Genomic DNA, 12099 nt, shown 5'->3' with positions numbered 1-12099 from the left:
CACGCTCACGAGTTGTTGAATCACGGCCCCTCCACTTCGACACCCTCTGGAGCCGCTCATGTCCAGACGCCCGCCCCCCGCACCGCGGCGTCGCACCTTCCTGCACCGGGTTGCCGGCGCCGTCGCCGCGGGTGCCCTCGCACTCGCCGGTGCCGTAGCCCTCCCGGCGGCCACCGCCCACGCGGACACCACCGCCAAGGGCGATGTGATCGCCAACCTGTGGGAGTGGAACTGGAACTCGATCGCGTCCGAGTGCACCGACGTGCTCGGTCCGGCCGGCTACGGCGCCGTCCAGGTCGCCCCGCCCTCGGAGTCCCTCAAGCAGACCAACTACTACTGGTGGGACGTCTACCAGCCGTACTCGTACAGCCTGAACAGCCGTTTCGGTACGGCGACGCAGTTCGCGAGCATGGTCTCGGCCTGCCATGCGGCGGGCGTGAAGGTGTACACGGACGCGGTGATCAACCACACCGCCGCGCAGACCGGCACCGGCTACGACGGCACCACGCTCACCAACAAGTACGACACCCCGGACTGGAACCCGAGCGACTACCACACGTCCGCCGACTGCCCCACCTCCGACCTGATCATCCACGACTACTCGAACCTCACCCAGGTCCAGAACTGCGAACTGCTGGGCCTCTCCGACCTCAAGACCGGCGCGGACAGCGTCCGTTCGGGCATCGCGGCCTTCCTCAACAAGCAGATCGCGGTGGGCGTCGACGGCTTCCGCGTCGACTCCGCCAAGCACATCCCGGCCGCCGACATGTCGGCCATCGCGGCCAAGCTGAACACCACGACGCTGGGCTCGGCCCCGTACATCTTCGACGAGATCTACCCCGGCTCGACCCCGCAGCCGAGCGACTACTACGGCTCGGGTGACGTCCTCGACTTCACCTACGCGAGCAAGATGAAGTCGGCCTTCCAGGGCAACGTCTCCGACCTGGAGTCGCTGTCGTCGTCGGGCATCCTCCCGGCAGCCAACTCGGTCTCCTTCGTCACGAACCACGACACCGAGCGCAACGGCCTGCACATGAGCTACAAGGACGGCGACAGCTACAAGCTCGCCAACCTCTTCCAGCTCGCCTACAAGTGGTCGACGCCGACGGTCTACGCCAGCTGGCAGTGGAGCCAGAGCGACCAGGCCCCGCCGAACTCGTCCGGTCTCGTCACCGACACGAACTGCTCCGGCACCTGGAACTGCCTCGACCGCGACACGGCGGTCGTCGGCATGGTGGCCTGGCACAACGCGGCCGGCAACGCGGCCGTCTCGAACTGGTCGACCAAGTCGTCGTCCGTCATCGGCTTCGGCCGTAGCGGCGCGAGCTTCTTCGCCGTCAACAACGGTTCGAGCGCGGCCACCTACACCTTCGCCACCGGCATGGCCGACGGCACGTACTCCAACGTCATCGACGGCGGCGACAGCACAGTCACCGTCTCCGGCGGCAGCGCGAGCATCACGATCCCGGCGAAGGACGCGGTCGCCTTCTACAACGCCGACTACACCTGCACCGTCGGCTGCGACGACTCCGGCGGCGGCGGTTCCACCTCCACGGTGAGCGCGACGTTCAACGAGTACGCGTCCACCACGAGCGGCACGAACGTGTACGTCGTCGGCTCGATCGACGCCCTCGGCTCCTGGGACACGTCGAAGGCCGTCGCGCTCTCGTCCTCCGGATACCCGATCTGGTCCGGGGAGGCGAGCGTGCCGATCAACACGTCCTTCACCTACAAGTACATCAAGAAGGACTCGTCCGGAAACGTCACCTGGGAGTCGAACGCCAACCGGTCGGCGACGACCAGCGCCTCGGCGGTGACCTTCAACAACAGCTGGAACGTGGCGAGTTCGGACGCCACGGACGTCACCTTCAACGTCAACGCGACCACCGGCTGGGGCACCAACGTCTACATCGTGGGCTCCACCGCCTCCCTCGGCTCCTGGAACACCAGCGACGCGATCCCGCTGTCGTCGGCGTCGTACCCGACGTGGAGCAAGACGGTCATCGTCCCCAAGAGCACGGCCTTCACCTACAAGTACATCAAGAAGGACAGCTCCGGGACCGTGACATGGGAGTCGGGCACCAACCGCTCGTACTCCACCGGCACGTCGAGCGGATACACCGCGAGCGACACCTGGAAGTAGCCGGACAGCAGGCCGGGGCCCGGTCACCGCCGGAGCGGTGACCGGGCCTTCGCGATCGAGGCTTCAGCAGCTCGACTTGCCCGCGTAGATCGCCAGCGCCGTGTTGGCGCCGAGGGTCGCGGTGAACTGGCCCGAACTGTTCACGCTCACCGTCGTGTTGTTCTGAACGTTGCAGTACGTGCCCGCCGCGAGCGACGTCTGATAGGTGCGGCTCAGGGACGAGGTCTCGTGGTTGATCGCCACGAAGCCCTTGCTGCCGCGGCCGAACGCGATCGCGTCGTTGCCGTTGTCCCACCAGTTCGTCATCGACTCGCCCCGCGTGGCGTTGCGGAAGGCGACCATCGACTTGATCTCCGGCCAGGCGTGCTGGCACTTCCAGCCGTCCTGCCAACAGGCGGTCACCGAGCCGCCGTTGGGCGGGCCCGCGTCCGCGTCGGACCACTCGTAGCCGGAGTTGATGTCCGGGGCGCCGTACGGGTAGGCGAGCATGAAGACGTTCGCCAGGGTGTAGTTGGCGCCGTCCTTGTAGTTGAGGGTCGATCCGCCCCGCTCGGTGTCGTGGTTGTCGACGAAGACACCGGCCACCGAGCTGTTCATGTAGCCCCAGCCCTCGCCGTAGTTCTTCAGGTAGGCGAGGTTCTCGCTGTTGAAGACCCGCTTGAGGTCGTAGGCGTAGCGGAACTCCTGGACGTCGCCGTTGCCCGTGTACTCGGTGGGCTGGACGGCCTCCCCGCTGCCGTAGATGACCTCCTGCTTCCAGTACACCGACGTGTTGCTCAGCCGGGACTTGATGTTGGCGAGGTCGGCCGCGGGGATGTGCTTGGCCGCGTCGATGCGGAAGCCGTCGACGCCGTAGCCGAGCAGGGTGTTCATGTAGCCGGCGATGGTCTTGCGGACGTACTCCTCGCCCGTGTCCAGGTCGGCGAGCCCGACGAGCTCGCAGTTCTGGACGTTGGAGCGGTTGGTGTAGTCGCTGATCGTCGCCGTGCAGTCGTCCATGTCGGCGGACGAGTACAGGCCCGGATAGTTGTACTTCGTGTACGAGGAGCCGCCGGTGCCGGTGCCGCTGCCCGCCGACATGTGGTTGACGACGGTGTCCGCGACGACCTTCACGCCCGCCGCGTGGCAGGTGGAGACCATGTTCTGGAAGGCGGTGGCGTCGCCGAGCCGCCCGGCGATCTTGTAACTCACGGGCTGGTACGACGTCCACCACTGGGAGCCCTGTATGTGCTCGGCGGGCGGTGAGACCTGGACGTAGCCGTATCCGGCGGGGCCGAGGGTGTTGGTGCACTCCTTGGCGACCGAGGCGAAGTTCCACTCGAAGAGGACGGCGGTGACGTCCTTGGTGCCGGGCGGGGACGCCTCGGCGATGCCCGTGGGAACGGTGAGCGAGACCGCCATGCCGGCCGCGAGGGCGACCGTGGCGGCCAGAGTCTTCCTGGCCATGTGTACTCCTGCACTTCGTCGTGCGGGTGGGGGGATGGGGCGGGGATACTGCTTATCTTTGTGCCGGTTTATCCATTTACGGGATGGATCGACCGTCGTCCGCCTGGAAGCCATTGCGTGATCAACAAGGCCGGACGTGTGCGGGAACGTATCGCCGACGCTCAGGTTTCAGCAAGATGTCGTAACAACTTTCAACAGATGTCCGGCGACGGCCAGTTCACCCTGCAAGAAGGCCGGAGCCGCCCCGGAGCACCCGCAGGCAGGCGACACGCGCCGGTAACGGGAACGTCACGCTTCCCCGATCTTGCAGAAAATTCCTTGCAACTCCTTTCGCAAGGACTTGCAGCGCTGTTAGCTTCCTCCCAGCCCGGCGGCCGTCGAAGGGACAGACGGCACCCGCGGTCCTCCCAAGGGAAGATCCGGGCACCTCTTCTTCTAGGAGTTCATATGCGACGTGGCATATCGATCGCCGCCGCGGTGACCGTCATCGCGCTGTCTGCGACCGCTTGCGGTGGTTCCGACGACAACTCGTCGAGCAAGCCGAAGGCCGCCAAGGACATCTCCGGGACGATCACGTACTGGGACACCTCGGACGCGGCGACCGAAGCTCCGACGTACAAGGCCCTGATCAAGCAGTTCGAGGCCAAGTACCCGAAGATCAAGGTGAACTACGAGAGCATCCCGTTCACCGACGTCGAGCAGAAGTTCAAGTCCGCCGCGAAGAGCGGCAAGGGCGCCCCGGACGTCGTCCGCACCGACGTGGGCCTGATGGCCGAGTACGCGTCCCTCGGTTACATCGCCCCGCTGGACGGCACCACCGCGCTGACGAACACCTCGGACTTCAACTCGGGTCCGATGAACACCACCAAGTACAACGGCAAGACGTACGGCGTCCCGTCCGTCACCGACACCCTGGGCCTGCTCTACAACAAGGAGCTGCTCAAGAAGGCCGGCATCGACGCGCCGCCGGCCACGTGGGACGAGTTCATCAGCGACTCGAAGACGATCAAGAAGAAGACCGGGGCCTACGGCACCTACCTCAACCCCGACTCCTACTTCCTGCTCCCGCTGCTCTACAGCAACGGCGCGGACATGGCCGACACCTCGGCGAAGAAGATCACGATCAGCGACGACGCCGCCGTCAAGGCGCTGACCATCGCGAAGAAGATCAACGACGAGGCGTCGATGAAGGTCGACTTCGCGAACGCCTACCAGAACATGCAGACCGCCTTCAAGAGCGGCAAGGTCGCCATGCTGATCCAGGGCCCCTGGTCCGTCAGCGAGGACGTCACCGGCAAGGCGTTCAAGGACGAGGACAACCTCGGCTACGCGCCCGTCCCGGCCGGCGCGGGCGGCAAGGCCCAGGCCCCGACCGGCGGCCACAACCTCACGGTCTACCAGGGCTCGAAGAACCTGGACGCCAGCTACCTGTTCACCCAGTTCATGACGTCCACCCCGAGCCAGGTCACCCTCGCGGAGAAGACCGGCACCCTGCCGACCCGTAAGTCCGCGTACACGTCCGAGGTCACCGCGAACGCCAAGATCGCCGGCTTCAAGCCGATCCTGGAGCAGACCGCCCGCCCGCGCGTCGCGCTCCCCCAGGTCGGCTCGCTCTTCACGCCGCTCGCCCAGAACTACGTGAAGATCCTCCAGGGCGACGCGTCGGTCAAGGACGGCCTGAACAACACCGCCAAGGAGTTCCAGAAGCTCCTGCCCGGCTACTCCATCGGCTGATCACCCGCCCGTAGCCAGTAGGTAATCAAGGACACGCAGCCCCGGGGAAGGACTTACCCCGCTGCCGCCCCGCCTGGGGCTCCCCTGGGGCTGCGGAACCACCCGGAGTCCGGCGGGTTCCGCGAGGAACCCGCCGCTCCACCCAGACTTCCGCCGCGAAAGAGCCGATGAGGATGACGACCGCAGCGAGCACCGAGAATTCCGGTAAGACAGCGCGAGGCGACAAGGCCGCGCGCCCCCCACGCGTTTCGGCGCTCCGACGGTCCTGGGACAAGTACTGGTACGCCTGGGCCATGGTGGCCCCGGTCGCCATCGTCCTGGCCGTCCTGGTCCTCTATCCCCTCGGCTACGGCATCTACCAGTCGCTGACCGACGCCAACGAGGCGAACGTCGCGAGCACGATCGGCGCCTTCCACCGCCCCGCCACGTACAAGTTCGTCGGACTCGACAACTACTGGCACGTGCTGTCCGGCGCCGACAGCGACTTCTACCCGCGCCTGGTGTGGACGGTCATCTGGACCGTCTCCTGCGTGACGCTCCAGGTCGGCATCGGCATGGGCCTCGCGGTGCTGCTCAACCGCAAGGTCCGCTTCCGTGGCTTCTACCGCGCGATGCTGATCCTGCCGTGGGCGGTCCCGTCGTTCATCGGCGTCTTCGCCTGGCGGCTGATGCTCAACTCCCAGTACGGCGTCTTCAACGAGGTCATCACCGCGTTCGGGCTGCCCGCGCAGGACTGGCTCGGCACCCCGTTCGCCCAGAAGGTCGCCGTGATCATGGTGAACGTCTGGATCGGCATCCCGTTCAACATGGTCGCGGTCCTCGGCGGCCTCCAGTCCATCCCCAAGGAGCTGTACGAGGCAGCCGAGATGGACGGCGCCTCGCCCTGGCAGCGCTTCGTCAACGTGACGCTGCCCGGCCTGCGCCCGGTCTCCAACACGGTGATCCTGCTCGGCTGCATCTGGACGTTCAACATGTTCAACGTCATCTACCTGCTGCTGGGCAACAACACGAGCGGCGACGCCGACATCCTTGTCACCTTCGCCTTCCGCAAGGCCTTCACCGGCATCTCGGACTACGCCGGGGCGGCGACGTACGGAATCATCATCCTCGCCCTCCTGATGGCCTTCTCGACCTTCTACCGCCGCAGCACCCTGAAGTCCGAGCAGGCGTAAGGAGCCCTCGCCATGACCGCAGCAACCCACGAGACCTCCACGTCCGCTCCCACCGCCTCCCGCAGGTCCGAAGCGGCCGTACCCCGCAAGGTGCGCGGCCGCGAGGAGCGCAGCCGCGGCTCGTCGATCGCCCTGCACGCCACCCTGATCACGGCCACGGTGATCGCGGCCTTCCCGGTGGTGTGGATCCTGTTCATCTCGCTCGGCCCGAAGGACGCCTGGCAGGAGCCGGGCAAGGTGCTCAGCAACCTGAGCCTGCACAACTACAAGGACGTACTGACGCATTCGGATCTGCCGAAGTGGTTCCTGAACACCGTCATCGTCGCCGGCGGCACCACGGTGCTCGGTGTCTTCCTCGCCGCTACCGCGGGTTACGCGGTGTCGCGGATGAAGTTCCCGGGCAGCAAGCAGCTGATGTGGACGTTCCTGGTCACCCAGATGTTCCCCAGTATCGTGCTGATCGTTCCGCTGTATCTCCTCATGTCCGAGCTGAACCTGCTCGACAACTACCTCGGTCTGATCCTGGCGTACGCGACGACGGCCGTGCCGTTCTGCGCCTGGATGATGAAGGGGTACTTCGACACGATCCCCAAGGAGATAGACGAGGCGGGCCGGGTGGACGGCCTGACCCCGTTCGGCACGTTCTGGCGGCTGATCGTGCCGCTCGCCAAGCCGGGTCTCGCGGTGACCGCGTTCTACAGCTTCCTCACCGCCTGGGGTGAAGTCGCGTACGCCACGCAGTTCATGCAGTCCGACCACTACACGCTCGCGGTCGGCATCCGGACCTTCGCGCAGGACCAGCGGCCCGACTGGGCGTGGACCTCGGCCACGGCGATCATCATCACGATCCCGGCGGCCATCGTCTTCATGCTGGTGCAGCGCAGCCTGGTCTCCGGACTGACGGCCGGCGGAACCAAGTCGTGACGGCCCTCCCGCACTTAGCAAGTCCCGCAAGCGCCTCCGTCGATCCCCCCGCACCCCTAAGGGAATCCATGACCCAGCACGTCACCGACGCACTCCCCACCGACGCCTCCTCCGCCGCCTCCGGGCGCCGGGAGTGGTGGCGCGACGCGGTCATCTACCAGGTCTACCCGCGCAGTTTCGCCGACGGCAACGGCGACGGCATGGGCGACCTGCCCGGCGTCCGCGCCCGGCTGCCGTACCTGAAGCAGCTCGGCGTCGACGCGGTGTGGCTCTCCCCCTTCTACGCCTCGCCGCAGGCGGACGCGGGCTACGACGTCGCCGACTACCGTGCCGTCGACCCGATGTTCGGCAACCTGACGGACGCCGACGACCTGGTCCGTGACGCGCACGCGCTCGGTCTGCGCGTCATCGTCGACCTGGTGCCCAACCACTGCTCCGACCAGCACGAGTGGTTCAAGCAGGCGCTGCGCGAGGGCCCGGGTTCGCCGCTGAGGGAACGCTTCCACTTCCGTGCGGGTAAGGGCGACAGCGGCGAACTCCCGCCGAACGACTGGGAGTCCATCTTCGGCGGACCGGCGTGGACGCGCGTGGCGGACGGCGACTGGTACCTGCACCTGTTCGCGCCCGAGCAGCCCGACTTCAACTGGGAACACCCGGCCGTCCACGACGAGTTCCGCTCCATCCTGCGGTTCTGGCTGGACCTGGGCATCGACGGCTTCCGCATCGACGTCGCGCACGGCCTCGTCAAGGCGGCGGGCCTGCCGGACATCGGCCACGACGAGCAGGTCAAGCTGCTGGGCACCGAGGCCGTGCCGTACTTCGACCAGGACGGCGTACACGAGATCTACCGCAGCTGGCGCCGCATCCTGGAGGAGTACGCGGGCGAGCGCATCGCCGTCGCCGAGGCGTGGACGCCGACCGTCGAGCGCAGCGCCCTGTACCTGCGCCCGGACGAGCTGCACCAGGCCTTCAACTTCACCTATCTCACCACCGGTTGGAACGCGACCGACCTGCGCGAGGTCATCGACCGCTCGCTGGGCGCCATGAACGCCGTACACGCGCCCGCGACCTGGGTGCTGTCCAACCACGATGTCGTACGGCATTCCACGCGCCTCGCGGAAGGGGACGAGGCGCGTGGTCTGCGCCGGGCCCGGGCGGCGACCCTGCTCATGCTGGCGCTGCCCGGCTCGGCGTACCTCTACCAGGGCGAGGAGCTCGGCCTGCCCGAGGTCGTCGATCTGCCCGACGAGGTGCGCCAGGACCCGGCGTTCTTCCGCAGCGCGGGCCAGGACGGCACCCGTGACGGCTGCCGGGTGCCGCTGCCGTGGTCGGGCGAGGTCGCTCCGTTCGGCTTCGGTCCCGTCGAGGGCGGTCCGAGCTGGCTGCCGCAGCCTGCCGACTGGAAGCACCTCACGGTCGAGGCGCAGGAGGGCGACCCCACCTCCACGCTGGAGTTCTACCGCAGCGCGCTCGCCGTACGCCGCGACCACCCGGCGCTCGGCGCGGGCCGCCGGATCGACTGGCTGCCGGCCCCGGAGGGCGTCCTGGCCTTCCGCCGCGACACCGAACAGGGCTCCTTCGTCTGCACGGTGAACCTGACCGCGGCCCCGGTGCGGGTGCCGACGCCGGGCACGGTGCTGCTGGCGAGCGCGGACGTCGAGGCGGGCGCCGAGACGACCGAACTGCCCGCTGATTCAACGGTCTGGTGGGCAGCCTGACATGCGACCGGTACAGTCCAATCCTGTGACCACACGGCTTGCCGACATCGCAGCCCAGGCGGGGGTCAGTGAGGCGACTGTCAGCCGCGTCCTGAACGGGAAGCCGGGCGTCGCCGCTACCACCCGCCAGTCCGTCCTGGCCGCGCTCGACGTGCTCGGGTACGAGCGCCCGGTGCGGCTGCGGCAGCGCAGCGAGGGCCTGGTGGGGCTGATCACGCCGGAGCTGGAGAACCCGATATTCCCTGCCCTGGCGCAGGTCATCGGCCAGGCGCTGACTCGCCAGGGCTACACCCCGGTGCTCGCCACCCAGACCCCGGGCGGCTCCACCGAGGACGAGCTGACGGAGATGCTGGTGGACCGCGGGGTCGCGGGCATCATCTTCGTCTCCGGCCTGCACGCCGACACCTCTGCGGACATGCAGCGCTACGAACAGTTGCGGGCCCAGGGCGTCCCGTTCGTCCTCGTGGACGGCTTCTCCCCCAAGGTCCAGGCGCCGTTCATCTCGCCCGACGACCGCGCGGCGATGGCGCTCGCGGTCACCCACCTCGTCTCGTTGGGGCACAACAGCATAGGTCTGGCCCTCGGCCCGAAGCGGTTCGTGCCGGTCCAGCGCAAGATAGAGGGCTTCGTGCGCTCGATGCAGGAGCAGCTCGGGCTGGCCCCCGACGACATCGAGCAGCGCCTGGTCCAGCACTCCCTCTACACCCTGGAGGGTGGCCAGGCCGCGGCCGCCGCCCTCATGGACCGCGGCTGCACGGCGGTGGTGTGCGCGAGCGACATGATGGCGCTGGGCGCGATACGGGCGGCGCGCCAGCGCGGCCTGGACGTGCCGAAGGACATCTCGGTGGTCGGCTTCGACGACTCGCCGTTGATCGCCTTCACCGATCCGCCGCTGACGACGATCCGCAAGCCCGTCCCGGCGATGGGACAGGCGGCGGTGCGCACGTTGCTGGAGGAGATCGGCGGGACGCCCGCACCGCACAGCGAGTTCGTGTTCATGCCGGAACTGGTGGTGCGCGGTTCGACCGCTTCTGCCCCTGGGGACCGGAATCGTCCCTAAGGAGGAGAAAGGGGGCGCCCCGCACGCCTACCCGCGGTGTAGAACGTGCGACGGGAACGCGACCAGGGGATGATCGGTGCGGGAAGGCTTTTCTGGCAGACTCTGTGCCTATGGGTGATATCACCGTGACGACACTGGAAGGCCAAGATCAGGTCACTCCACGCCCCGTCGCGGACGCGGAGGCGGGAAGGGGATTCCTGCGCAGACTGCGGCGCCCGCGCCGCCCCCGCCTCTGGTTCGAGATCCTTCTGATCGCTCTGAGTTACTGGACGTACTCGCTCATCCGCAACGCGGTGCCCGAGCAGAAGACGCAGGCACTGCACAACGCCGACTGGATCTGGCGGACCGAGCACCACCTCGGGATCGCCTTCGAGGAGTCCGTCAACCACGCCGTGAACTCGGTGACATGGCTGATCGTCGGCATGAACTACTACTACGCGACGCTGCACTTCGTGATCACGCTGAGTGTGCTGGTGTGGCTGTTCCGCAGCCACCCCGGCCGCTACGCCGCGGCGCGCCTGGCCCTCTTCGCCACCACCGCGGTCGCCCTGGTCGGCTACTACTTCTACCCGCTGGCCCCGCCCCGCCTGATGAACGGCGGCGACTTCGTGGACACGGTCGTGGTGCACCAGACGTGGGGCTCGATGGCGTCGGGCGACCTGAAGCACATGTCGAACCAGTACGCGGCGATGCCGTCGATGCACATCGGCTGGTCGCTGTGGTGCGGGCTGACGATCTTCGCCCTGGCGTCGGCGCCGTGGGCCCGCATCCTGGGCCTGCTCTATCCGGTCGCCACCCTGATGGTCATCGTGGCGACGGCCAACCACTTCTGGCTGGACGCGGTGGGCGGCATCCTCTGCCTGGCCTTCGGCTACACCATGGCCCGCCTCTGGTACGGATCACTGCCGTACGCCCTGCCGCGCACGGTGGCGGCGCGGGGCGGCCCCTTTCTGCCCACCAAGGCGTAAGCCCCTCAGGGCCCCGCGTGAGCCGCGTCCCGCAGGGCGTCGAGCAGCCCCCGCAGCGCGGGCTGCGGTGACGCCGTCTCCCGTACGGCCGCATAGATGATCCGCAGGGGCTCGGGCCCTCGCACGGCCCGCACCACGACCCCCGGATGAGGCGCGCCCAGCCCGAGCCGGGGAATCAGACTGACGCCCAGCCCGGCCGCGACAAACCCCTGAGCGGTGATGTGGTCCTCGCTCTCCACCACGAACCCGGGGCTGAAGCCGGCCGCGGCACAGGCATCGAGCTGAGCATCCAGACAGGACCCGGCCCGCTCACTGCCGACCCAGGGCTCATCGGCCAACGCGGCCAGATCAACAACCCGCTCACCGGCGAGCGGGTGCCCCACGGGCAGCACGGCACGATAGGGATCGTCCAGCAGGTGCACCAGCCGCACACCGGCAGGCTCCTCGCCGCGCGGCCGCACCACCAACGCGAGATCGGCCCGCCCCTCACGCACCTCGGGCAGTGGATCATCGGCTTCACCGAGCTTCAGCTCCACCTGCACCCGCGGATGCTCGGCCCGCATCCGCGCGATCGCCGGTGCCATCAGCGGCACCCCGGCGGTGGCGAAGTACCGCACCGCGAGCCGCCCGGTGCGCCCGGCCAGCAGATCGGCGAGGGCGGCCTCCGTCTCGGCGACCTGCCGCCCGATGATGTCCGCGTGCTCGGTGAGCAACAGCCCCGCGGGAGTGGGCCGCACCCCACGGCCGACCCGCTCCAGAAGCGCGGTCCCGGCCTCCTTCTCCAGAGCCGCGACCTGCTGACTGACGGCGGACGGCGTGTACCCCAAGAATCCCGCAGCAGCCGTCACCGACCCACTACTGACCACGGCCCGCAGCACCTGCATACGTCGCACATCAAGCATGCAGCACAGCTTAACAGTGCATACAAAACTCT

9 protein-coding genes are annotated in these 12099 nt (G+C 67.8%); 7 read left to right on the top strand and 2 right to left on the bottom strand.

Features of this window, described 5'->3' with window-relative positions; all coding sequences use genetic code 11:
• Nucleotides 1-58: 58 nt before the first annotated feature.
• Nucleotides 59-2143 (top strand): carbohydrate-binding module family 20 domain-containing protein, encoded by a 2085-nt coding sequence (locus tag AB5J56_RS31990; RefSeq protein ID WP_369237633.1) that lies wholly within the window; start codon nucleotides 59-61, stop codon nucleotides 2141-2143.
• Between the two features lie 63 nt (nucleotides 2144-2206).
• On the opposite strand, the gene AB5J56_RS31985 is transcribed toward AB5J56_RS31990, so the two are convergent.
• A complete protein-coding gene (locus tag AB5J56_RS31985) occupies nucleotides 2207-3589 on the bottom strand; it encodes an alpha-amylase family protein (protein ID WP_369237631.1) in 1383 nt (460 codons plus the stop codon).
• Nucleotides 3590-4036: 447 nt separating this feature from the next.
• Between AB5J56_RS31985 and AB5J56_RS31980 the strand changes: the two genes are divergently transcribed.
• The 6 genes from AB5J56_RS31980 to AB5J56_RS31955 all read left to right on the top strand — a co-directional run bounded on the left by AB5J56_RS31980 (nucleotide 4037) and on the right by AB5J56_RS31955 (nucleotide 11165).
• Nucleotides 4037-5323 (top strand): extracellular solute-binding protein, encoded by a 1287-nt coding sequence (locus AB5J56_RS31980; RefSeq protein ID WP_369237629.1) that lies wholly within the window; start codon nucleotides 4037-4039, stop codon nucleotides 5321-5323.
• 173 nt (nucleotides 5324-5496) lie between these two features.
• On the top strand, nucleotides 5497-6495 hold the full coding sequence (locus AB5J56_RS31975; protein WP_369237627.1) for a carbohydrate ABC transporter permease: 999 nt from the start codon (nucleotides 5497-5499) through the stop codon (nucleotides 6493-6495).
• A gap of 12 nt (nucleotides 6496-6507) precedes the next feature.
• Nucleotides 6508-7419: a sugar ABC transporter permease gene (locus tag AB5J56_RS31970; RefSeq protein WP_369237625.1), complete on the top strand. Its 912-nt coding sequence runs from the start codon at nucleotides 6508-6510 to the stop codon at nucleotides 7417-7419.
• Nucleotides 7420-7487: 68 nt separating this feature from the next.
• The gene (locus AB5J56_RS31965; RefSeq protein WP_369237623.1) at nucleotides 7488-9137 is read left to right on the top strand and encodes a glycoside hydrolase family 13 protein; all 1650 of its coding nucleotides are present in this window, start codon (nucleotides 7488-7490) and stop codon (nucleotides 9135-9137) included.
• A gap of 25 nt (nucleotides 9138-9162) precedes the next feature.
• Nucleotides 9163-10197 carry a LacI family DNA-binding transcriptional regulator gene (locus tag AB5J56_RS31960; protein ID WP_369237621.1) on the top strand — a complete coding sequence of 345 codons (1035 nt, stop codon included), beginning with the start codon at nucleotides 9163-9165 and terminating at the stop codon, nucleotides 10195-10197.
• Nucleotides 10198-10307: 110 nt separating this feature from the next.
• On the top strand, nucleotides 10308-11165 hold the full coding sequence (locus tag AB5J56_RS31955; protein WP_369237619.1) for a phosphatase PAP2 family protein: 858 nt from the start codon (nucleotides 10308-10310) through the stop codon (nucleotides 11163-11165).
• 5 nt (nucleotides 11166-11170) lie between these two features.
• Here AB5J56_RS31955 and AB5J56_RS31950 read toward each other — a convergent pair whose 3' ends face one another.
• Entirely contained in the window at nucleotides 11171-12067 is an 897-nt protein-coding gene (locus AB5J56_RS31950) for a LysR substrate-binding domain-containing protein (RefSeq protein WP_369237617.1), read from the bottom strand.
• Nucleotides 12068-12099: the final 32 nt, after the last annotated feature.

Source organism: Streptomyces sp. R21, assembly GCF_041051975.1.
Lineage (GTDB): Bacteria > Actinomycetota > Actinomycetes > Streptomycetales > Streptomycetaceae > Streptomyces.
Note: the sequence above shows the minus strand (reverse complement) of the source record. Positions and strands in the feature narration are given on the sequence as shown.